The sequence below is a fragment of the Paenibacillus sp. NRS-1782 genome (genome assembly GCF_050467685.1).
Lineage (GTDB): Bacteria > Bacillota > Bacilli > Paenibacillales > Paenibacillaceae > Paenibacillus > Paenibacillus terrae_A.
The window spans coordinates 80,770-102,836 of sequence record NZ_JBITPH010000060.1 but is presented as its reverse complement, the minus strand read 5'-3'; the positions used below and the strand labels follow the sequence as shown (position 1 = coordinate 102,836).

Annotated in this window: 18 protein-coding genes and 4 pseudogenes; 18 read left to right on the top strand and 4 right to left on the bottom strand. The window is 47.7% G+C overall.

The window, feature by feature from the left end:
- Window positions 1–10 precede the first annotated feature (10 nt).
- Both ACIFQM_RS22465 and ACIFQM_RS22460 read left to right on the top strand, forming a co-directional pair.
- Complete coding sequence (locus ACIFQM_RS22465) at window positions 11–1,090, top strand: histidine kinase (RefSeq protein WP_430038038.1); 1,080 nt, start codon at window positions 11–13, stop codon at window positions 1,088–1,090.
- On the top strand, window positions 1,068–1,718 hold the full coding sequence (locus tag ACIFQM_RS22460) for a response regulator (RefSeq protein WP_044648538.1): 651 nt from the start codon (window positions 1,068–1,070) through the stop codon (window positions 1,716–1,718). The genes ACIFQM_RS22465 and ACIFQM_RS22460 overlap by 23 nt, the downstream gene beginning before the upstream one ends.
- Window positions 1,719–1,860: 142 nt before the next feature.
- Here the strand turns inward: ACIFQM_RS22460 and ACIFQM_RS22455 are convergent, their stop codons facing one another.
- Window positions 1,861–2,262, bottom strand: a complete 402-nt coding sequence (locus tag ACIFQM_RS22455; RefSeq protein WP_430038041.1) for a hypothetical protein — start codon at window positions 2,260–2,262, stop codon at window positions 1,861–1,863.
- 245 nt (window positions 2,263–2,507) lie between these two features.
- Here ACIFQM_RS22455 and ACIFQM_RS22450 point away from each other — a divergent pair, with 245 nt between their 5' ends.
- The 3 genes from ACIFQM_RS22450 to ACIFQM_RS22440 all read left to right on the top strand — a co-directional run bounded on the left by ACIFQM_RS22450 (window position 2,508) and on the right by ACIFQM_RS22440 (window position 6,906).
- Window positions 2,508–3,272 carry a YwmB family TATA-box binding protein gene (locus ACIFQM_RS22450; RefSeq protein ID WP_430038044.1) on the top strand — a complete coding sequence of 255 codons (765 nt, stop codon included), beginning with the start codon at window positions 2,508–2,510 and terminating at the stop codon, window positions 3,270–3,272.
- 186 nt (window positions 3,273–3,458) lie between these two features.
- On the top strand, window positions 3,459–5,015 hold the full coding sequence (gene zwf, locus ACIFQM_RS22445; protein WP_430038047.1) for a glucose-6-phosphate dehydrogenase: 1,557 nt from the start codon (window positions 3,459–3,461) through the stop codon (window positions 5,013–5,015).
- A 310-nt stretch (window positions 5,016–5,325) separates the two neighbouring features.
- Window positions 5,326–6,906 carry a peptide chain release factor 3 gene (locus ACIFQM_RS22440; protein ID WP_430038050.1) on the top strand — a complete coding sequence of 527 codons (1,581 nt, stop codon included), beginning with the start codon at window positions 5,326–5,328 and terminating at the stop codon, window positions 6,904–6,906.
- 146 nt (window positions 6,907–7,052) lie between these two features.
- On the opposite strand, the gene ACIFQM_RS22435 is transcribed toward ACIFQM_RS22440, so the two are convergent.
- Window positions 7,053–7,286: a small acid-soluble spore protein SspI gene (locus ACIFQM_RS22435; protein WP_044648543.1), complete on the bottom strand. Its 234-nt coding sequence runs from the start codon at window positions 7,284–7,286 to the stop codon at window positions 7,053–7,055.
- Between the two features lie 160 nt (window positions 7,287–7,446).
- Here ACIFQM_RS22435 and ACIFQM_RS22430 point away from each other — a divergent pair.
- The 11 genes and pseudogenes from ACIFQM_RS22430 to yunB all read left to right on the top strand — a co-directional run.
- Window positions 7,447–8,112 (top strand): annotated as a pseudogene (locus ACIFQM_RS22430) (potassium channel family protein); the annotation flags it as partial.
- Between the two features lie 40 nt (window positions 8,113–8,152).
- Complete coding sequence (locus tag ACIFQM_RS22425) at window positions 8,153–8,941, top strand: TrmH family RNA methyltransferase (protein ID WP_430038052.1); 789 nt, start codon at window positions 8,153–8,155, stop codon at window positions 8,939–8,941.
- 231 nt (window positions 8,942–9,172) lie between these two features.
- Window positions 9,173–10,612, top strand: a complete 1,440-nt coding sequence (locus tag ACIFQM_RS22420; protein WP_430066140.1) for a 6-phospho-beta-glucosidase — start codon at window positions 9,173–9,175, stop codon at window positions 10,610–10,612.
- A gap of 271 nt (window positions 10,613–10,883) precedes the next feature.
- On the top strand, window positions 10,884–11,714 hold the full coding sequence (gene licT, locus ACIFQM_RS22415; RefSeq protein ID WP_149094648.1) for a BglG family transcription antiterminator LicT: 831 nt from the start codon (window positions 10,884–10,886) through the stop codon (window positions 11,712–11,714).
- 251 nt (window positions 11,715–11,965) lie between these two features.
- Window positions 11,966–13,840, top strand: a complete 1,875-nt coding sequence (locus tag ACIFQM_RS22410; RefSeq protein WP_430038059.1) for a beta-glucoside-specific PTS transporter subunit IIABC — start codon at window positions 11,966–11,968, stop codon at window positions 13,838–13,840.
- 394 nt (window positions 13,841–14,234) lie between these two features.
- A pseudogene (locus ACIFQM_RS22405) lies at window positions 14,235–14,621 on the top strand (methylated-DNA--[protein]-cysteine S-methyltransferase).
- 113 nt (window positions 14,622–14,734) lie between these two features.
- Window positions 14,735–15,016: pseudogene (locus ACIFQM_RS22400) on the top strand (radical SAM protein); the annotation flags it as partial.
- Between the two features lie 25 nt (window positions 15,017–15,041).
- Window positions 15,042–15,659, top strand: a complete 618-nt coding sequence (locus ACIFQM_RS22395) for a DNA-3-methyladenine glycosylase family protein (RefSeq protein WP_430038062.1) — start codon at window positions 15,042–15,044, stop codon at window positions 15,657–15,659.
- A gap of 19 nt (window positions 15,660–15,678) precedes the next feature.
- Window positions 15,679–15,864: pseudogene (locus ACIFQM_RS22390) on the top strand (DNA alkylation repair protein); the annotation flags it as partial.
- 66 nt (window positions 15,865–15,930) lie between these two features.
- A complete protein-coding gene (locus ACIFQM_RS22385; RefSeq protein ID WP_430038065.1) occupies window positions 15,931–16,863 on the top strand; it encodes an aldo/keto reductase in 933 nt (310 codons plus the stop codon).
- A gap of 164 nt (window positions 16,864–17,027) precedes the next feature.
- Window positions 17,028–17,834, top strand: coding sequence for a sporulation protein YunB (gene yunB, locus ACIFQM_RS22380; RefSeq protein WP_430038068.1), 807 nt, complete (start codon window positions 17,028–17,030; stop codon window positions 17,832–17,834).
- A 55-nt stretch (window positions 17,835–17,889) separates the two neighbouring features.
- Here the strand turns inward: yunB and ACIFQM_RS22375 are convergent, their stop codons facing one another.
- On the bottom strand, window positions 17,890–18,993 hold the full coding sequence (locus tag ACIFQM_RS22375) for a M23 family metallopeptidase (protein ID WP_430038071.1): 1,104 nt from the start codon (window positions 18,991–18,993) through the stop codon (window positions 17,890–17,892).
- Window positions 18,994–19,242: 249 nt separating this feature from the next.
- Between ACIFQM_RS22375 and lipA the strand changes: the two genes are divergently transcribed.
- Window positions 19,243–20,145, top strand: coding sequence for a lipoyl synthase (gene lipA, locus ACIFQM_RS22370; RefSeq protein WP_430038074.1), 903 nt, complete (start codon window positions 19,243–19,245; stop codon window positions 20,143–20,145).
- Window positions 20,146–20,169: 24 nt separating this feature from the next.
- Window positions 20,170–21,096, top strand: a complete 927-nt coding sequence (locus tag ACIFQM_RS22365) for a YutD-like domain-containing protein (RefSeq protein WP_430038077.1) — start codon at window positions 20,170–20,172, stop codon at window positions 21,094–21,096.
- Window positions 21,097–21,205: 109 nt separating this feature from the next.
- Here ACIFQM_RS22365 and ACIFQM_RS22360 read toward each other — a convergent pair whose 3' ends face one another.
- Window positions 21,206–22,009, bottom strand: a complete 804-nt coding sequence (locus ACIFQM_RS22360; RefSeq protein WP_430038080.1) for an NAD kinase — start codon at window positions 22,007–22,009, stop codon at window positions 21,206–21,208.
- Window positions 22,010–22,067: the final 58 nt, after the last annotated feature.

Genomic DNA, 22,067 nt, shown 5'->3' with positions numbered 1-22,067 from the left:
AGGAGCCGGGATGAATCATAAAAAAACGTCCAACATGGTAACCCGCAGTATGGGTGAAGGTATCCTCCTGTGTGTTGTTGTGGGCGTAGTTGTTTTTTATATGCTGTATACATATGGATATGTGAAGTCGTTCCCAACCTGGGGAATGATATTGAAATTTGTGGGAGCCGTCGTCATGGTACTGATTGGCACCGGGGCAATATACGGTTTTTATGAGAGCTATCGCTTCAAAAGCAGGCTGGAAAAGCTGCGGGAGACGCTGCTGATGTGGGAAAAGGGGACCCCTGCCCGGGAGCTGCCGCCACTGGGTCATGATGAGTTGGGCAGGCTGGGTGAGCAACTGGAGCGAATCGGGCACAAATGGCAAGAGCAGGTTACTTCTTTGCAACGCCTGTCCACCAACAATGCACAGCTGGCAGAGCAGGCCAGAGTGACCGCGATTGTCGAGGAAAGGCAGCGATTGGCGAGGGAGCTACATGATGCAGTGTCGCAGCAATTGTTCGCCATTTCGATGACGGCGACGGCTGTAGGCAGGACGCTGGATAAGGATTTTGACAAGGCGCAGCGTCAGGTTGCATTGATTGAAGAAATGTCCTCGGTGGCGCAATCCGAAATGAGGGCGTTACTGCTTCATTTACGACCTGTTTATTTGGAGGGCAAGCAGCTGGAACAAGGATTGCGTGATTTGATACAGGAATTGCAGGCCAAGGTTCCCATGGAGATTGATTTTGAGATGGAGAGCGGAGTGCAGTTGGTTAAAGGTATTGAGAACCATTTGTTTCGCATCGTTCAGGAAGCTATGTCTAATACGTTGCGTCATGCCAAAGCAAGCCGCATGGAGATTCGTATCGTGCAACGCCCGGATTCCGTTCGGTTAACGATTAGGGATAACGGAATTGGATTCGAGCTGGATGATAAAAAGCAGACTTCGTATGGATTGTCCACGATGCAGGAGCGGGTCAGCGAGATTGGGGGAGCTATCCAGTATATAACGGCTCCGGGGAAAGGAACACGAATTGAGGTATCGGTGCCGGTTATAAATGATGAAAGCGGAAGGAACGATGATCATGGAAACGGAATTGCCGATTAGCGTACTGCTGGTAGACGACCATGAAATGGTGCGGATTGGTCTGGCGGCGGTGTTGGGCACGGAAGAAGGCATTGAAGTGGTAGGCGAGGCCGGAAGCGGGGAAGAAGGCATACGACTGGCTACGGAATACAAGCCGGATGTGATTTTAATGGATCTGGTTATGGACGGCATGGATGGAATTGAGACGACTCGCCAAGTGACACGCCTGCTTCCAGAGACGAAGGTCATCGTACTGACGAGTTATTTGGACGATGAGAAAATGTATCCTGTTATTGAAGCAGGCGCGTTCAGCTATCTGCTCAAAACCTCCCGTGCATCCGAGGTTGCGGATGCGATCCGTGCAGCGGCACGCGGACAGTCTGTGCTGGAATCACAGGTGGCTTCCAAGATGATGAACCGATTTCGCCAGCCGCAGGCTGAAGCGCCTGCGCATGCGGAACTGACGGATCGTGAAATGGAAGTGCTCCGGCTGTTGGCACAGGGTAAATCCAATCAGGATATTGCAGATGAGCTGATCATCGGGATCAAGACAGTGAAATTTCATGTCACGAACCTTCTGGCCAAGCTGGGGGTAGAGGACCGCACACAGGCGGCAATCTATGCCTACAAAAACGGATTAGCGGAGTAACGTGTAGAACGGACTGATACTATGAAATACCAAAGAATGGAGCCATTTTACGCTGCTGAACAGGTTCCAAATTAAATAGGTGAATACAACGAACCGGAGACTGCGGCAGCTCTCCGGTTTTTTTCGAACCTTAAAACGGTATTTAAATAAGTAAGAACAGAAAGGCGATTAAGGCCAAATCCAGCGCAAGTCCGGCTCCGTATCCATATCCACGATATCCACCATAGGGAGGGGATGGACTCAGCGGCTCCCTGGGGGGATTGATTAAGCTGCTTATTTTGGCAGAGGAATTTGCTTTGTTTTTAGGATTTCTTTTTTTCTTTTTGGAGCATATCTTCTTGGCTTCTTGTTTTCCCTTGTTAATATAGTTTCCGGCATAGAGACTATTAGAAAAGGAGGATGGATATCCGTTCAGCATCAGCTTACCTTTGCTACACCCGCTGAGAATGCCAATATGTCGTGTACCGTCATGCAGAACAGCACAGACCAGACGTCCACCGTGAGGTGCCACCTTGGCTTCATTTACAGGATATATGGGAAACATGATTTCACCTCTTTCTGAATAAGGTACGTTGTGATCATAGTCTATTCTCATGGTGCCTATAATGTATGGTCAAACACCCAGCAGGTGAACGAATATTTTTAAAAGATGTGCTTTTGCTTCTTGCGTGTATAAAACCTCTTGCAACGGGAAAGCTATTGATAGATTAATAGAATCCAAGCCAGCCGAAAAAAACACCCAGAATGTGCCTCCAGGAATCGGATGCTAGTGGAGCGGGAGGAACCATGATGTTAAAAGCAGAGGTCATCCAAAAAGGGCTTGTCGCTATCGCGGTGTTCGGAATGTTGCTGTTACTGGTAGGCTGGCGTTACGGGACGTTTCAGGCTACCGGATATGATTCCCTTAAGGCAGAAACGGACTTGCGCTCTGTATTGACCGTCTCGGATCAGGCTCCTGGTACACTGGATAAGCTGGTTGTGAAATGGCAAGGTAATTGGACTTCTTACGGTGATGATCCGGCAGCCATGGCGGACCGGATAGCCGATCAACTGAATATTCCCGCCGTAAGCAAGGTTGAGGAAAATGGACACACGGTGTATCGATCTGTTGGCAGAAGTGGAGAACTGAAAATCCGCTTAAACGTGATGGAGCAGCTAGCTGGTCAATGGTATACGGTCGTTCAGCTGGAGAGTAGCCATGCAGGACGTGAGCAGTTAATCCGGCTGCATAAGCTTTGTGCTGAACAATTGGCGGCTGTGGGAGTACAAGCAGTATGGAATACATCCATTCAGCATTCGCTGAAATCAAATGAGCCCGTGGACCAACTGATGAAGCTGACAGAGACACGTTTAGCAGGAAGCTTGTCCATAAAGGCAAAAGAAAGATATACAGATGCGACGACGGTGGCTGTATCCTATGAAGCACCGAAGCTACCTCTGGCAGTTCAAAGTGGTGAGCATCAGGTGCATATGCAGATGGCTGTGCATGAAGATGAGGAGCATCAGGATACTCGTATTACGATCGGTTTTCCGCTGATTACGATAGAATACTGACTTATAAGGTAAATTTATGATTCATCGGATAGCTTATCCATGCCGAATATGCTAAAATGTCATCAAATCTTCAGTTCCATGTTTGTCGAAAATCAAGTATGATCTTGAATAAGTATACACAATACTACATGCGGATTTCGAGGGCTGTGGAAGCGGAATCTTGTCATGGGAAGAATGAGGTACTTCATGGCTGACATACCTAATAATGAATCTGTTGTGATGCAAGGCGCTGTGTTATTTATTTTTGGTGCTACGGGCGATTTGGCCCGCCGCAAGCTTTTTCCTGCGATCTACAGCTTGTACCGCGAAGGGAAGCTGAGTGAGGATTTTGCCGTTATTGGCGTAGCGAGACGCCCTCGCACAGAGGAAGAATTCCGTAATGACCTGTACGCTTCGATACAGGAGTTTAGCCGTTACAAGGCAGAAAACGATCAAGAATGGCAGGCATTTGCCGAGCATTTTGAATATAAATCACTGGATATCAACAATGTCGAAGGGTTTCATGAACTGAAACAGCAGACAGAGACCATAGAGAAGAAATTCAGCATTCCGGGGAACCGCTTGTTTTATTTGGCCTTGGCCCCTGAACTGTTTGGAAGCGTATCGAAGAGCCTCAAAGAAGGCGGTATGATGGATGGCAAGGGCTGGAATCGTCTTGTCATTGAGAAGCCGTTTGGTTATAATCTGGAATCTGCGCAAGAACTGAATGTTGAAATACGCGAAGTATTTGAAGAGGAAGAAGTTTATCGGATTGATCACTATCTTGGTAAGGAAATGGTGCAAAATATCGAAGTGATCCGCTTCGCAAACGCCTTCTTTGAACCATTGTGGAATAATAAGCATATTTCCAATGTGCAAATTACGCTTAGTGAAACCGTGGGCGTAGAGGAACGCGGGGGTTATTACGATCATTCCGGCGCTCTGCGGGATATGGGACAGAACCATATGCTGCAAATGCTGACGATGATTGCAATGGAGCCACCGAGTCGTTTGCTCCCTGAGGATATCCGTGATGAAAAGGTGAAAGTGCTGCGTTCGCTGCGTCCTTTTGAATCCGCAGAGGATGTGTTGACTAATGTGGTACGTGGTCAATACACGGAAGGAAGCTATCGCGGTCAGCAGTTGCCGGGGTATCGTGAAGAGGACAAGGTTGATCCACAGTCGAGCACAGAGACTTATTTTGCTTCACGCGTATTTGTGGATAATTTCCGTTGGGCAGGGGTTCCTTTCTACATTCGTACCGGCAAACGTCTTCCTGTAAAGACAACCGAAATCGTTGTGGAATTTAAGAGCATGCCTACGAACGTATATCTTGGTCAAAAGCATAAGCTGGAACCGAACTTACTCGTGATCCGGGTGAATCCGATGGAGGGCATTTACATCAAGATTAATGCCAAGAAGCCGGGTTCGGAATCGGATATTGAACCGCTGGCTATGGATTTCTGCCAAAGCTGTATGGTCGGCATCAACTCACCTGAGGCTTATGAACGGTTGTTGATGGACGCGATTGAAGGGGACTCTACGTACTTTACGCGTTGGGATGAGGTTGCGACAGCATGGAGATTCGTGGATCGGATCGCCAAAGCATGGCAACAAGCCCCTGATACGCTGGAAACTTATGCTGCAGGCTCATGGGGACCGGAAGGAGCTCATAAGCTGCTGGAGCAAGATGGCTTCAAATGGTGGCCGGTCAGCGGCCAGGATGAAGATAATGTCATCTGGCGGGTAGGCGGCACTCAGTAATCCAGATAATTGTTCAGCATCCCCCTACGTCCTGTTCAGGATGTAAGGGGATGCTTTGCGTTCGGAGTGTGCTATAATAACTTAGTCTCAGGTTTTCGGTTTGCAACTGATTATACGTTAAAGGCAGGCTAAAACATGTAAATAGATCGAATTTATAATGAATATGGTAACGGAGTACGCCGAATACTGGATCTAACGGTAAAGAAACCAATAGCACCAATGAATTTACGATAACAGGCGTGCATCATGGCCTTTTTATGAATAGCTTGAGCAGGAACGCAATGGATTTGATCATGAAGGGATATGTGAAATGAGTAAAACACTGGATATACTTCAACAGGAAGTCGACAAACGACGCACGTTTGCGATTATTTCTCACCCGGATGCGGGGAAAACGACACTGACGGAGAAGCTGCTGCTGTTCGGGGGCGCGATTCGTCTTGCCGGTTCAGTTAAAGCGCGTAAGGCAAGCAAGCACGCCACGAGTGACTGGATGGAAATTGAAAAGCAGCGGGGAATTTCGGTCACATCCTCAGTTATGCAATTTGATTATAATGGACATCGCATTAACATTCTGGACACCCCAGGTCACCAGGATTTTAGTGAAGACACTTATCGTACATTAACAGCAGCGGATAGCGCAGTCATGCTGATTGATGTAGCGAAGGGTGTGGAAGCGCAAACGATTAAGCTGTTTCAGGTTTGTGCCAAGCGTGGCATTCCGATTTTCACCTTCATTAACAAGCTGGACCGTGAGGGACGCAGTCCTTTTGATCTGATGGAGGAGCTGGAGCAGGTGCTCGGCATCCGTTCAGTGCCTATGAACTGGCCAATTGGTACAGGACGTGAGCTGTGTGGTGTCTATGACCGTGTCAAAAATCAGGTCGAGCTGTTTCAGGGAGACGACCATTCCACGATCAGGGTACAAAAAGTGGAGGATTACAATGATCCAATCATTCGCGAAATGGCGGGTGAGTATTTGCATGACCAATTGTGTCAGGATCTGGAGTTGCTTGATGTTGCGGGTGACCCTTTTGACATGGAGAAAGTACAGCGCGGGGAATTAACGCCTGTATTCTTCGGTAGTGCGATTAATAACTTTGGAGTTCAAACGTTTTTGGAAAACTTTCTTCAGCTTGCTCCCAAGCCGGAGCCGCGTCACAGTACAGCGGGGGAAATCGAGCCGACGAACGAGAAATTTACCGGCTATGTATTTAAAATCCAAGCCAATATGAACCCGGCTCACCGTGACCGCATCGCATTCCTGCGTATTGTGTCTGGTAAGTTCCAACGGGGGATGAGTGTTAAGCATGTACGGATGGGCAAGGAGATTAAGTTGTCCCAACCACAGCAGTTTCTCGCGCAGGACCGCGATATTGTCGAGGAAGCTTTCCCGGGCGATATTATCGGCTTGTTTGATCCGGGTATTTTCCGTATTGGGGATTCACTCAGTCAAGGTGGAGAGGTTGTATTTGATGAGTTGCCGACCTTCTCACCTGAGATTTTTGCCAAGGTAACGGTGAAAAATGCCTTGAAGCACAAGCAGTATCTGAAGGGTATTGACCAGTTGACCGAGGAAGGTATGATTCAGGTGTTCCGTACGGTAAGCTTTGACGATACGCTGCTGGGCGTTGTTGGTCAATTGCAATTTGAAGTATTTGAGTACCGCATGAAGGGTGAATATGGAGTTGATGTACATCTTCAGCGTATGCCATTCCAGTTTGCACGCTGGATTGTGGATGATCAGATTGATCCAAGCAAATTCCGTATTAACTCTACGCTGGTGAAGGACAAGAAGGGCAATTATGTTGCCTTGTTCGAAAATGAGTATGCAATGCGGACAGCTATAGAGAAAAATCCTACAGCCAAGTTTTTGGAGATGGCTCCATAAGATTTGGATTTGAGAAGCAGGACAGGAATGAAAGCTGTTATTTGATCTGTACAACGAATAGTCCACTCGGTGTTACGGCGAGTGGACTATTCTCGTATACGGTCAGTAGGATGAAGCAGGATTGAACAAAAGCTTGAAGATAGGACTCAGGTTAGCGGGACGGGCTTGATTTTATCAAGCTGCTCATGTGCTAGGTGGACAAACTCTTGTTGCTGAGTCTGGTTCATGTGCTTCCATGCCACCTCAAGAATGACACCCAATCCGGGCAAAGCGGCCTCTGGTCCATCCACTGACCCGATAATCATATCGGTAAGATCAGCTTCTGATTTGCCGTGAACTTTGTGAACAATGGCTTGTCGTAAATCCAGTGTAATGGGCATGTGTACCTCCCGTATGTTTGTAATTGTTGTCGGGTGTATTATGGCTTGGGCTGCTGCCCGGTATACATGAAGAAGCATTTGGCATAAGCATGTCAAATTTATGTTTTTGGCGCGTTATGCTATACTATGACGGACAGTATGGTGATCGGGAGGTAAGGAAGGAATGGCTAAGAAGCAGTATGCGGTAATCGGCATGGGTCGTTTTGGCTCCAGTGTTGCCACTGCATTGAGCGAAATGGGCTTTGACGTGCTGGCGATTGATTCGGACGAACAGCGCACACAGGAAATGTCGAATATTGTGACACATGCGGTATCTGCCGATTCGACGGATGAAGAAGCGTTACGAGCACTTGGTATCCGTAATTTTGATGTCATCGTGGTGGCGATTGGCGAAGATATACAGGCAAGTATATTGACGACATTAATCCTCAAGGATATGGGAGTGCCAGCTCTGATCGTAAAAGCGCAAAATGAATTGCACGGGAAAGTGCTGCAAAAGATAGGCGCGGATAAGGTGGTTTATCCCGAGCGGGACATGGGGTTACGAGTAGCCCATCATTTGACGTCCCCGAATATTCTGGATTATATTGAGCTGTCCAAGGATTATAGTATTCTGGAGATAAAAGCCGCAGATTCCATGATAGGAAAAAATTTGAAGGAACTTGATATACGCGCTCGTTTTGGCTGTAACGTGATGGCGATTCGCCGAGATCAGGAAATGAATATCTCCCCTTATGCTGAAGATCGGCTGGAGACGGGGGATGTGCTTGTTATTGTAGGCCACAAGGATGATTTAACCAAGCTAGAGCTGGCTTTTGCAATGTAATGATACATCATTTATTTATTAAGGAACGGACGGATAACGAATGGAAATCATTTCACCGAACAATACACGTGTAAAGGAATGGGCACAGCTGCTGGAAAAAAAACATCGCACCCGGCAGCATAAATATATCGTCGAGGGCATTCATCTGGTGCAGGAAGCGTTGCGTTCTAGCGTGGCTGTGGAAAGCGTTGCCTATGATTTGGACAAGGGCATTCCTGCCGAGCTGAATGGCCTAGACCAAGCAGACCAGCCGGTGGAATGGGTTCCCGTGTCGGCGGCGGTCATTGCCAAATGCACCGATACGAAGACACCGCAGTCCGTCTTTGCTATCGTGCGCAAGGAGGAGCGCGGCGCATTCCCGGTGTTGCTGGAGCAACCGAATGCGCTGGTGATGGTGCTGGACGGGGTACAGGACCCCGGCAATGTAGGCACCATCATCCGTAGTGCGGACGCCGCAGGAGCCGCAGGCGTCATTCTGGGTCACGGCTGCGCCGACCTGTACAACCCGAAGACGATCCGCTCTACGATGGGATCGCTTTTTCACCTGCCCGTGATTGAGGGCAGTCTGGAGGAGCTTTTGCCACAGGCCAAAAGCAAAGGTGCCCGACTGATCAGCACCTCGCTGGACGCAAGCCTGTCGTGTTATGCCGTTGATTTGCGTGTTTCCGCTTGGCTTGTTATTGGCAACGAGGGGCAGGGTATTTCCGCATCCACCGCACGTATGGTGGATGAATCGGTGTTCATTCCGATGCAGGGACAGGCGGAATCGCTGAACGCGGCGATGGCTTCTACGGTGCTGCTTTTTGAGGCGATGAGACAGCGAAGCTAGTGGAAATAACTAAATATTTGTCGATTGTAGCATCAAATGAATTTGACAGGCTTCCAAATCTTTGTTAGAGTTTCAATCAAATACGTATAATCTTTTCATGGGATGTTACCGTTAGGGCATAACCTGAACCGGCTTGTCTACACTACACGTGTATCTGGGCTAGTTTGGGTTTTTTTATTTCTCCAAACCCTTTCGGCTTTCCCCCATCACACATTTGGAAGGAGAACGTTTATGTCCAGCTTTGTTTTTCCGAAAGACTTTTTATGGGGTGGCGCTCTTGCTGCCAATCAGGCCGAGGGTGCTTATCTGGAAGACGGCAAAGGATTGAGTCTGGTGGATCTGTTGCCGACTGGAGAGAAGAGAAGAAGTATCATGCAGGGGAATGTTCCCTTGCTCACTCCGCTCGAAGGCGAATTCTATCCTTCCCACGAAGCGATTGATTTTTACCATCGCTATCGTGAGGATATTGCGTTATTTGCGGAAATGGGTTTCAAGGCGCTGCGTGTTTCCATTGCATGGGCCCGTATTTTCCCAACGGGAGAAGACGCCACGCCGAATGAAGCCGGGCTACAATTTTACGATGACCTGTTCGACGAATTGCTTAAACATGGCATCCAGCCAGTGGTTACTCTCGCTCACTTTGACGTACCGGTCAATCTGATTGATAAATACGGAAGCTGGCGAAGCCGAAAACTGGTTGCTTTGTTTGAAACATATGCCAAAACAGTATTCGCCCGTTACAAAGATAAAGTGAAATATTGGATGACGTTCAACGAAATTAACATGCTGCTCCATTTGCCGTTTATTGGTGCCGGGCTTGTATTTCAAGAAGGTGAAAACGTCAAACAAATTCAGTACCAGGTTGCACATCACCAGCTTGTTGCAAGTGCATTGGCTGTAAAAGCGTGCCACGAGATCATTCCAGACGCCAAGATTGGCTGTATGCTGGCTGCCGGCAGCTTTTATCCGTATACGTGTAATCCCGAAGATGTTTATCAAGGAATGGAAAAAGACCGCGAGTCCTACTTCTTCATTGACGTGCAGTCACGCGGGGAATATCCTGGTTATGCGAAGCGCTTCTTCAAGGATCATGGACTCTCCATCGAGATGGAACCAGACGACTCGGATATTTTGAAGCATCATACCGTTGACTATATCGGATTCAGTTATTATTCCAGCCGGACGACCAGCACAGACCCGGAAGTTGTCAAAAACATGACGAGCGGCAATGTGTTTGGCTCCGTATCCAACCCGTATCTGGACAAGTCCGATTGGGGCTGGACGATTGATCCGAAGGGGTTCCGTATCACGGCAAACCAATTGCATGACCGCTACCAAAAGCCCCTGTTTGTGGTGGAAAACGGCTTTGGTGCCAACGACGTGGTCTCTCCTGAAGGAGAAGTCAATGACGATTACCGGATCGACTATTTGAAGCGGCATATTGCGGAAATGGGCGAGGCTCTTCAGGATGGGGTTGAGATTATCGGTTATACGAGTTGGGGCCCTATTGACATCGTCAGCGCTTCCTCGGGAGAGATGAAAAAACGCTACGGCTATATTTATGTGGACCGGGACAACGAAGGCAACGGCTCGCTGAACCGGATTAAAAAGAAAAGCTTCCACTGGTACAAAAACGTAATTCATTCCGATGGCGAGAATCTGGGAGAGTAACGTCCCACAAGAAAATAGATCGGACATCCCGAAAATAATGGGGATTTCCGGTCTTCGTTTCTTGGGTGAAAGCGTTGACAATCTCCCGTCTTCGGGCTATACTTGACGCAATTCCATCATTTTTAGGATTGTTACTGCAAAGGCAGGCAAAACCTAAGCCATCAATAAGCGGATTTTACAGTCTTGTTTATTTGTTGAGCTTCGGTTTTTTTTGTTTGCCAGAAACAGGATGGAACAGGAGTGGCTCTTGCTGGCATATGGGGGGATTTAGATGAAAATAGCAAAGGTCATCAACAACAATGTAATCAGTGTCTACCAGACAGACGGTACAGAACTCGTGGTGATGGGTCGAGGGGTTGCTTTTAAGAAAAAGCCTGGAGATAAAGTAGACGAAACCAGAATTCAGAAAGTATTTGCCCTGAAAAACAAGCAAACGTCCGACAACTTCAAAATGCTGCTGCGTGAGGTTCCGCTAGAACTGATTGTGATTGTGGAAGAGATTATCAATGACGCCAAGCACAATTTGAATAAAAAGCTGAACGAAAATATTTATGTTTCCTTGACTGACCACATCAATTTCGCCGTTGAAAGATACCAGGAAGGATTGGAGATCAAAAACGCGTTATTGTGGGAAGTCAAGCAGCTGTACAAAGAAGAATTTGCGATCGGTCTGAAAACGCTGGAACAAATTAAACAAAAGCTCGATATTGAATTGCCTGTGGACGAAGCGGCTTTTATTGCGATTCACATCGTGAATGCCGAAATGAACGAGGAAGTTATCACCACTATGAGTATTACAAAATTTATGCAGCAAATTATCAATATTGCAAAATATCATTTTAAGGTCGATTTTGACGAGGACTCTCTGAGTTATTTCCGCTTTATTACGCATCTGAAATTTTTCGCCCAGCGTGTGTTTAAGGGGAACCACTACGAAAACAACTACGATCATTTGTATGACATGATCAAGGAAAAGCACAGAGACGCGGCTGCTTGCACGGAGAAAATCGGAGCTTTTGTGGAAAAAGAATACAACCACGAATTGACGAACGAAGAAAAGCTGTATCTGACCGTGCATATTGAGCGGGTGGTCAACAGATAAGCTGGACTTTTCCTGCAAACAGGATATAGAAATATATGACTAAATATTTTTATTGACAGATAAGGTTGATTAATTATATTATGAGAACAACAGGAATTAAATAAATTTTAACTGGGATTGTTACTGGTTATGCAGGCAAAACCTAAGTCATGAAAAATTGCGGGACAAAAAGCGCCCACCATTTTTCAAGGCTTAGGTTTTTTGTGCGCCTAAATACGTAAAATGCCCATTAGAACATGGAGGTGTCTAGCATGAGTTATGAAAAATTGGCTAAGGAAATTGTTGACCTGGTAGGTGGTGAAAAAAATGTGGTATCCCTCGTACACTGTGCCACCCGCTTGCGTTTTGTGCTAAAGGACGAGGCGAAAGCGGACAAAGAAAAACTGGAGAAAACTGATGGAATCATCACGGTTAAGCAGAGCGGTGGTCAGTTTCAGGTCGTAGTCGGTAACAAAGTACCAGAAGTATACAGTGCTATCAGCAAGGTATCCAACATTTTGGACGAGTCCAAAAAAGATGAAAAACCTGCTAAAGCCAACAAAGGCTTCGGTGCCATTATAGACGTTGTTTCCAGCATTTTTGCACCGCTACTCGGAGTCATGGCGGGAGCCGGTATTCTGAAGGGCCTGCTGCTTATTGCCAGCAACGCTGGATGGCTGACACCAAAGGACACTACCTACATTATTCTGCTGGCTGCCGCGGATAGTCTGTTTTATTTTCTGCCCCTCCTGTTAGCGGTTACAACGGCCCGGAAATTTGAAGGTAACATCTTCGTTGCCCTGACGATTGCCGGAGGATTGCTTTACCCGTCCATCGTCACGTTGAAAACGGAAGGTACACCTACTGACTTTTTCGGTATTCCCATTGTCATGATGAGTTATTCGTCTACGGTTATTCCCATTATTATTGCTATCATTGTCATGAGCAAGCTGGAAAAATGGTGTAACCGGTTGATCCATGAAAGCGTCAAAAATTTTATTACGCCATTGATCCTGCTCGTGATTATGCTTCCTCTGACATTGATCGTGTTTGGTCCATTCGGGGTCTACGTGGGCAACGGCATCGCAACTGGACTCATTGCCGCGTTCGGCTTCAGCCCGTTGTTGGCTGGCGCAATCATGGGGGCTTGCTGGCAAATTCTCGTTATTTTCGGCGTCCATTGGGGTCTCGTACCTGTATTCATTAATAACATTGCTGTGAACGGAAGAGACGGAATCAAGCCTTCCGCTGCGGCCTCCATCTTCGCCCAAACCGGTGCTGCGTTTGGTGTCATGCTGAAAACAAAAAATAAAAAGTTGAAGACCTTGGCGGGTTCCGCTACGCTTACCGCATTGTTCGGTATCACAGAACCAGCCGTCTATGGAGTCACACTTCCGCTGAAACGTCCGTTTATTGCAGGTATTATCGGCGGTGCTATCGGTGGTGCAATTATCGGCCAAGCGGGAACGCAAGCATTCGCTTCCGGCGCGCCGGGACTGCTGACATTGCCCATCTTCTACGGCCCCGGCGGACAAGGCTTCCCGGGACTGATTTTAGGAATTTCGGTATCGTTTCTGGTTTCGGCCATTTTGACCTATATTTTAGGATTTGAAGATCCGATAGAAGAGGAGGAAACCACTGACAATTCGGCTAAAGAATCCACTCCTAAAGCTGCTGTTTCTAATGAAGAAGTACTTAGCCCGATTGAAGGAACTGTGGTTGCTCTGTCGGAGGTTCCCGATCCTGCATTTGCTTCGGAAGCTATGGGTAAAGGTATCGCCATCCAACCGACAACGGGCAGAGTTGTAGCCCCGTTCGACGGAACCATAACTGTGGCGTTCAAGAAAAAGCATGCGCTTGCGATTGTTTCGCACCATGGTGCAGAAGTTCTGGTTCACGTCGGAGTAGATACGGTTAAGCTGGACGGTAAACATTTTACTTCCCATATCAAAGAAGGCGATCAGGTAAAAGCAGGGGATCTGCTGCTCGAGTTTGATGTTGAGCAAATCAGGGCAGAGGGGTATCCTACAATTACGCCAGTTATCATTACGAATTCTTCCGAATATACTGAAATTTTTCCAATCCCTCAAGGGCAGGTAACGGAGCAGGCCCCGCTGTTGAAATTGTTCGGAGGTACAAATGAGTAAGAGGGAATTGCCTGAATACGTCTGTTGAATAACCAGAATAAGTGATTTGTGAGTTGAACAAGCCGCTCTTTTCGGGATTAGTAGGATACGAACCTATAACCGAAGAGGCGGCTGTTTTATGCTGAAAAACGATAAAACATCATGACGTATCCGCTGGCTGGCACGCGTAAAGGAGACATTCCAGAGGAGGACTAGGTGATGTGTAAGATCAAGGTGGCTCCGATGGAGTCATCTTTTTTCGTTATCTTGCCTCTACATTCCAAGAGGGGTACATATGTTCACTGTTTGGTTTATAATTTAAACATTGATATGTGGAGGCTGCATCGCAAATGAGAGGTGAATACAGGCTACACGCCTTTGCAATATCGCCACCTTAAATCAGAACAATTACAAAATGGAGGTATACATCATGTTAACCCACGAGGATTGGAATTTATATATTGCAGCTATACCGGATGGAGTATGTTACGTAGGTTCACCCGATAAACCTTTAGAGGAATTGACTTTGTGGGCAGGAAGCCGATTTCCTGGCAGTCCATTGGTTGAAGATGATGAGGTCTTGCAGCCCTATGCCACAGAACTACTTTTGACTTTCGGGGGACTGTGTTTCAGATAGTGGTCTGGAACGCGCTGTTGTTCGGGCGGTAGGGGCTGCTATCGGTGCTAACCCGATTCTGGTCACCGTCCCATGCCATCGAGTCATCGGCAAAAATGGTGCTTTAGCCGGATAGCGTGCGGTTTGGACATGAATGTAAAGCTTTTGCAGCTTGAAAGAGGTTAACCATAAAAGCACATCATATATACAAATCCCCCAAGACCCTTCTGAATAAAGGAACAGGTTTCTTGTCGGGGTATACGCACTCGTTAAAAATCGACCTGTTGCTCCAACTATAGGATCGCGTACGGGTGAGCATGACGGTAGAAACAGACCTCGAAGATATACGCATGCATTTTACGCCGGATGCGCCCCCTATTCAGGCCCGTTTCAAGACGCTGCAACTGTTAAAAGAGGCAGGAGTACCAACGCAAGCCACAATCGCTCCGCTGCTTCCAAGCAGCGAACATTTTGCGGACAAGCTTTTGCCACTGGTCAACCGTATCTGTATTGATGATTATTTTAGGGGAGACGGCGTGGGGGAACTTCTTTATGTGAGCCGTGAAGGATTTGAGCCCTGATTGGGTGCAGAGGGGGAAGCTGAGTGTGCAAACCGTAATCACGAAAAATTTTAACTATGGAGAAAAGGAAATCAATTATCTGAAAAGCGTGGATACCGTACTCGGTACAGCGATGACGCAAATGGGCAAGGTCGAGCGAGTGATTATTCCCGATCTGTTCGCTGCGCTTGTTCATGCGATTGTGGGACAGCTTATTTCTGCCAAGGCGGTTCAAACCATATGGGCAAGAATGCAGGAGAAGCTGGGTGCGATGAATTCGGAAAATATAGCGACCCAGTCGGTTGAAGCTATTCAAAGCTGTGGTATAACGATGAAAAAGGCGGCTTGTATCCTGAATATAGCCCAAACGATAGAGCAGGGCTTGTTGGATTTGCAGGAATTATATGAGCTCACCGATACAGAAGTGATTCAAAAACTGTCCTCGTTGCATGGGATCGGCCCGTGGACGGCTGAAATGATGCTGATTAATTCCATGGAGCGCCCGGATGTCGTCAGTTGGGGCGATATAGCTATTCGACGGGGAATGAAGAGGCTGTATAATCTGGATACACTCACCAAGAAGCAATTTGAGGAGTACCGCCGAGTCTATTCGCCTTATGGTTCGGTGGCCTCTATTTATTTATGGAGTATTTCATTTCGTTAAGGATCAGGGAGTGGGGACTGTGGAAATGACAATCAGAGAACAAATACTATCATATGTCGATTCAGATTTTCAGAAATTTACGGCGGCATTGATTCCGAATATTGATAATGTGCTGGGCGTACGTCTGCCGGTACTACGTAAGCTGGCTCAGGATATTGCCAAGGGCGATTGGCGTCTCTACCTTGAAACCGCTGAAAGTGAACATTAGCTTTGCTTTTTTTGGAATCCAATATTAAAATGGAAGTAACTTTCGAAAAGGAGATGACGTGAATTGGCAGAGCAAGTGCGTATTGGCAAAACAGATCTATATGTAAAACCAATCGGTTTGGGTGCAAATAAGGTGGGAGGACATAATCTTTTTTCCGGCTTGAACGATGAAACGGGCAAAGAAGTCGTTCGTACCGCTTTGGACAACGGCATCAATTTTCTGGATACGGCTTTTATTTATGGACCCGAGCACTCAGAGCGGTTGATCGGTGAGGTGCTGAAGGAGCGTGGTAAGCGTGATGAAGCTGTCATTGCGACCAAGGGGGCACACAAATTTGTGAACGGAGAGGTTGTTGTTGACAACTCCCCTGCTTTTTTACGTGAATCTGTTGATTCCAGTCTGAAAAGATTGCAAACCGATTATATTGATCTGTTCTATATCCATTTCCCGGATGAAGCTACGCCAAAGGCAGAGGCTGTCGGAGAATTGAAGAAGCTCAAGGACGAAGGCAAAATCAAGGCCATTGGCGTATCTAACTTTTCCATTGAACAACTTAAGGATGCGAATAAGGACGGCTATGTAGATGTGCTTCAATCTGAATATAATTTGCTCCAACGTGAAGCGGAAAAGGAACTGCTGCCTTATACCAAGGCCAATGGCATTTCGTTTGTACCTTATTTCCCGCTGGCTTCTGGATTGCTGGGCGGTAAGTATACGAAAGACACAACCTTCACAGACAACAGAGCGAAAAGTCCATTGTTCCAGGGAGAGGCATTTGCTCGTCATTTGGACAAAGTGGAGCAGGTACGGCAGATTGCTAATGCGTTAAATGCAGAGGTCGCTCATGTTGTGCTCGCATGGTATTTGACCCGCGATTCGATTGATGCCCTCATTCCAGGAGCGAAGGGGCCGGAGCAGGTGCTGGCGAATCTGAAAACGCTGGATGTTCAACTGAGCCAGGCGGATATTGAAAAGATTGACCGTATTTTTAAATGATTTTTTTAAAATTCATAATTCAGGATTTTGCAAAATCCTGACTTAAGAGTCACATCGGAGATTATATATTAGCCACCAAAAGGAACTGCCGGACGGGCAGCTTCTTTTTCGTGTACCCCTCGCATATCCTTGTAGGGTAAGCTCATCGCTGCGGGGGGATCGGGATGAAGAGAAGACCGCATTGGTATAGCAGACCCAACAGAAGAGGACACGGTGGACGCAGAGTATGGCTCATTGTGGGGCTGATACTGCTGGTAGGAATCGTACAGATTGCCTCTTATGTGGAGCAGCATTTGAAGCCGCCTATGATGCATTTGGCAAAAGTGCGGGTGAAGCAAATGGCGACGGAGGCCATTAATTCAGCGATTACTGCGCAGGTGGAGCAGGGGGAGACCGCAGATAAACTGGTTGAATGGAGAACGGATGCGCAAGGGAAAACCTCCGGCTTTGTTCTGAATTATGCGGAGCATATGAGAATTACTTCGAATACGCTCAAGGCAGTCAAGGCAACGATGGACAGCATGAGCCATTTTGATGAGAGGGTTCCAATCGGTCAGGCATTGGGCAGTCCGCTGTTGGCAGCCTATGGTCCGAAGGTTCCACTCAAGGTGGAGCCGCATGGAGCGATCAAGGTAGATTTAAATACACGCCAGCAGGATGCGGGCATCAACATGATTTTGGTGGAAGTGTATATTCGGATTACGACGGAGGTGTCCGTCGTGATTCCTTTTGAAATGCAGCCTCAGATTGTGGAGACGGAAATTCCGGTGTCTTATTTGCTCGTGGTAGGCAATGTCCCGATGTACTACTATGATAATCAGGGTAAGCCTGTTGGTAAAAATGGAGCCATCGCCCCGAATTTGGCGTTGCCGCCACATTCGATAGAGACAGGCGGTGCTGCGGATTCCGGCATAGAGAATGTACCTCAGATGCAGCAAGACGAACCCACCACTTCATCTCCAACGCCATAAACGAAGGCAAGGGGTGAGAGGACTTGATTGTTGTATATGAAAAGCAAAAGGGACCTTATGTGGAGGTCCCTTTTGCTTTACTGGTTTTGAGCGCTTTGCGCTCCGTTTGCTCCCATTGTCTTAATAACGGATATGGATCAAAGGACCAGTCCATCCAACCGTTGTCCCGGTATATGCCGTAGTGCAGATGTGGCGGGAATTTACCCTGAGTACCGGGCTTGCCGTAACCCGAGCTTCCGACCCAGCCGACAATCTGACCTGGCTTGACAATGTCCCCGTTGTGAACGGTCTTGTCAAAGCCAGAGAGGTGCGCATAGTAGTGATAGCGGTTGCTGAGATCCCGAATCCCGATTCGCCATCCACCGAACGGATTCCAGCCTTTCATTTCCACTACGCCGTAGCAGGTACTGCGAACCGGAACGCCATAGCCAGCGAATAGGTCTGTTCCTTCATGAATGCGGTAACCGCCCCAGCTCCGACGACTGCCCCAAGTGCTGCGATAGCTATAAATGCTGCCCAAGGGAAGCGGGAAGGCTTGTTTGCCAAGCTCCAGCTTTCCATATGTTCGATACAGTTTGGCGAACTGCTGTACCCTTTGAACGGCGCGGCTGTTGTGGTAATATTCCCATACCGCAATGGAAAACTCATCCTCTGTGCTTCCATATTTACCGAGATAAGAGGCGATGCTGAACAGCAAGTCCCTGTCATCATCACGGTTAGCAATTCCGTCACCCGAACCGTCCTGCCCCAACCCGGAAAAAAAAGAAATGGAACGTGGATGCCGATCCTCGGGATTAGGGTTCATCAGACCGGACCAGACGGGGCTGGTGACAAAGATACCTGTGACTCGCTCCGCATGCTTGCGATCCTTGGGATGCGCAATCGTAAGCGTGCGTTCATACTGGTCGATAGCGGCCAGCCTATACCACGGAATCCCTGTCAAGGCTTCGACAGAACGATATAGAGCAAGCCTGAACGTATACAATGATGACTGGGAATTTGGAGTAGCAACATGTGCTTGCTGAATGCTCTGGGATGATGGTTGTAAAGGTTTGGCCAAGGCCTGAGCAGGAAGCGGACAGGCCATTGTCAATGTAGTAGCGCATAACAGCAGCGGCAACAGGCGAACAGCGCGGACTGTACGTTTAGGGTAAGGCACGTGAACCAACCTCCTTATAAGAGAGCTTGACAGCCCCCGTAGATTACAGGCCCGCATCCAACGGCAACGATACGGGCGCTTTGGTTTAGATTGAGCCATATCCGTCGCTTTTATCCATATAAGGATTTTACTTTTTCGGCATCAAAGTCATATCAAAAAGGGAACAATGAATGGAGGTTTTTCCATGGCTTTCATGTTATAATGTATGGCAATGACAGCCCAAGCTTATCAGAAAGAAGGTCTATGCCATTGTCTAGAAAAGTGAAGGAAGCCAAGCCCGACTGGATTCGTATTAAACTCACGACAGGCGATAACTATCAGGAAATCAAGAGCATGATGCGTTCCAAGACATTACATACCGTATGTGAGGAGGCGCGATGCCCTAATATATATGAATGCTGGGCCAACAGGACAGCTACATTTATGATTTTGGGTGATATTTGTACGCGTGCGTGCCGTTTTTGCGCAGTGAATACGGGAATGCCTACGGAACTGGACTTGCAGGAGCCTGAACGCGTCGCGGAAGCGGCTGAAAACATGAACTTGAAACACTGTGTCGTAACCAGTGTGGCCCGCGATGATTTGAAGGATGGGGGAGCTACTATATTTGCAGAAACGGTGCGGGCGATTCGCCGCCGTTTGCCTTTTTGCAGCGTAGAAGTGTTGATTCCCGATTTTATGGGCGATATCGAATCACTGCGTATAGTCATGGATGCCAAGCCAGATATTTTGAATCATAATATTGAAACGGTGGAGCGGACGTCCGATAAAGTTCGGGCCAAGGCCAAATACCATCGCTCCCTAGAGCTTCTTCAACGTGCAAAGCAATTAAACCCGTCCATCCCTACCAAATCCAGTATCATGCTGGGTGTCGGAGAAGAGTGGGACGAGATCTTACAAACCATGGATGATCTGCGTAAAGTCGATTGTGATATTATGACAATTGGACAATATTTGCAGCCATCCGAGAAACATTTGTATGTGCAAAAATATTACCCACCGGAAGATTTTGCGAAGTTAAAGGAAGAGGGATTACAACGGGGGTTCAGCCACGTCGAATCAGGTCCGTTGGTCCGCAGCTCCTACCAAGCGCATGAGCAGGTGAAGTCTGCCGCTCAGCATAAGGAAGAAGGCGCCCTTTCGCAGGCTTGATCCGGGAAAGGCGGTCAGATTAGTTTGTTTCATATCGGTGGTAAAAACTATGAAGTGTTGCAGGATCACAAGAACGGGTGGAATCCCGAAGCTTTTCGTGATCGGTATAGTGAAGTGCTGGAGCGCTATGATTATATTATTGGTGATTGGGGTTACAATCAGCTACGTCTAAAGGGTTTTTACCGTGACGGGCATCCCAAGGCCAACAAAGATACATCCATAGCAGTACTGGACGATTACATTAATGAATATTGTAATTTCGGTTGTGCTTATTTTGTGCTGCTTAAGAGCCGCGAAGTGCTCGGCAAGAATGAAAACAATGATGAATCCGTTTCCCCGGATCATCAACAGCTGGCAGAACCTCAAGCGGAACCAATGGAAACGGTTGGAGCCGGAGAGCCGCAAGAAATGCTGCAACGCGCAGTCGGAGAAGAACGTGAATGGCCGGAGCCAAGTCGCGAGTTCAGGGAAACCGAGAAGCTGCGAGTGGAGCAGCCGCGTGAAGCTCAGGATATTCGGGACTCAGGGGAGTTGCAACAGCGGGAACCAAGGGAAGTCCATGAACCGCGTGAGCGACAGCCACGGGAATTCCGTGAAAGTCGTCCGTCCAGAGAAGGACGTGAAGGGAATCGACAGCGTGAGCCACGAGAAGTACGTGATTCGCGTCAGCCGAGAGAACCGCGTGAGACGAAGGATGGACGACTTTCCGGTGAAGGGCAGCAAGCCCGGGAACCACGGAAACAGCGTAATCAGCAAGGGAATTTTGAGAAGAAGGAATCCCGTGGCCCACGCTATGAGCGTCAACCGAAGGAAAACCGGGAGGGACGGCAAGTCCGCGTCTCACGTGATTCTGGAGGTCAGCGTCAGGCGCAGCCTGCTGCCAAAGCCGAAAGAGCTGAGGGAAGCAAAAAGAATAAAACATTCACAGTTCCACAACAAAACGGTTCCTGAATTTCAGGAGCCGTTTTTGTTTACTGGTAAAAAGTTCAACTATGGATTGAGTTGGCTCTTTTTACTTGTACTGGTTTTTCAGTTCTATGTGTATTCGAAAGCAGCTTGCCTAATTAAGAAAGGCAATGCGTACCCGATCCCAAAATGGAAAGGGACGATAACGAGCGAAGCTGACTTTGTGACTAGAGACCTGACAACGAACAGAAATCAAATCATCCACAGGGAAGTTCAGATGATCTACCGTCAACAGAAGACGCTGATCTTTTCTTGAAAAAATATCACAATGATGGTGCTTGGGTAGCAACAATGGCGAACCAAGTGTCCGATACACCCGGTTATTAATCGAAGCAATCTCAGTTAACTGCAACGCTTCAATGGTGGGGTGAACCATAGCTCCGCCGAGTGCTTTGTTATAGGCAGTCGTACCTGAAGGGGTAGAAACGCATATTCCGTCTCCACGGAACATTTCGAAAGTGACATCGTTAATATCCACTTGTGCAACGACAGTGCCATCGACCCCTTTTAACGTAAATTCATTCAACGCAATAAAAGAAGCATTTCCCGACTTCTTGTGAATCTCCAGTTCGATCAATGGATACTTGACGATTCTCGGTTTAAGCGGCCCCTCAGATCCGCCTTGGCTCATCAGGTGGATTAGCTCCTCCAGCTCGTCCGCACGCCAATCGGCATAAAAGCCCAAATGACCGGTATGTACACCAACAAAGGCTATATCCGAAAGTCGGTCAATGAAGGTATGAAACGCATGAAGCATAGTACCGTCGCCTCCAATAGACACGACGATTTCCGGCGATTCGGCATCCAGCTTGAAATTCTTTTCTTGGGCAAGACGGTGAAACTGCTGACTCAAGTCCATGGAGTGCTGATCCCCGCGATCCAGAACATAATATCTCAAGATGAAAAGCTCCTTTGTCATGGGTATATACCGATCATAATCAATTATGAGCAAGAAC

Bases quoted from the DNA above. Each gene is read 5' to 3' on its own strand.
- yunB (WP_430038068.1), top strand. From the start codon at position 17,028: ATGAAGAGAAGACCGCATTGGTATAGCAGACCCAACAGAAGAGGACAC.
- ACIFQM_RS22465 (WP_430038038.1), top strand. From the start codon at position 11: ATGAATCATAAAAAAACGTCCAACATGGTAACCCGCAGTATGGGTGAA.
- licT (WP_149094648.1), top strand. From the start codon at position 10,884: ATGAAAATAGCAAAGGTCATCAACAACAATGTAATCAGTGTCTACCAG.
- ACIFQM_RS22420 (WP_430066140.1), top strand. From the start codon at position 9,173: ATGTCCAGCTTTGTTTTTCCGAAAGACTTTTTATGGGGTGGCGCTCTT.
- ACIFQM_RS22455 (WP_430038041.1), bottom strand. From the start codon at position 2,262: ATGTTTCCCATATATCCTGTAAATGAAGCCAAGGTGGCACCTCACGGT.
- ACIFQM_RS22410 (WP_430038059.1), top strand. From the start codon at position 11,966: ATGAGTTATGAAAAATTGGCTAAGGAAATTGTTGACCTGGTAGGTGGT.
- ACIFQM_RS22450 (WP_430038044.1), top strand. From the start codon at position 2,508: ATGTTAAAAGCAGAGGTCATCCAAAAAGGGCTTGTCGCTATCGCGGTG.
- ACIFQM_RS22460 (WP_044648538.1), top strand. From the start codon at position 1,068: ATGGAAACGGAATTGCCGATTAGCGTACTGCTGGTAGACGACCATGAA.
- ACIFQM_RS22440 (WP_430038050.1), top strand. From the start codon at position 5,326: ATGAGTAAAACACTGGATATACTTCAACAGGAAGTCGACAAACGACGC.
- ACIFQM_RS22425 (WP_430038052.1), top strand. From the start codon at position 8,153: ATGGAAATCATTTCACCGAACAATACACGTGTAAAGGAATGGGCACAG.
- zwf (WP_430038047.1), top strand. From the start codon at position 3,459: ATGGCTGACATACCTAATAATGAATCTGTTGTGATGCAAGGCGCTGTG.
- ACIFQM_RS22435 (WP_044648543.1), bottom strand. From the start codon at position 7,286: ATGCCCATTACACTGGATTTACGACAAGCCATTGTTCACAAAGTTCAC.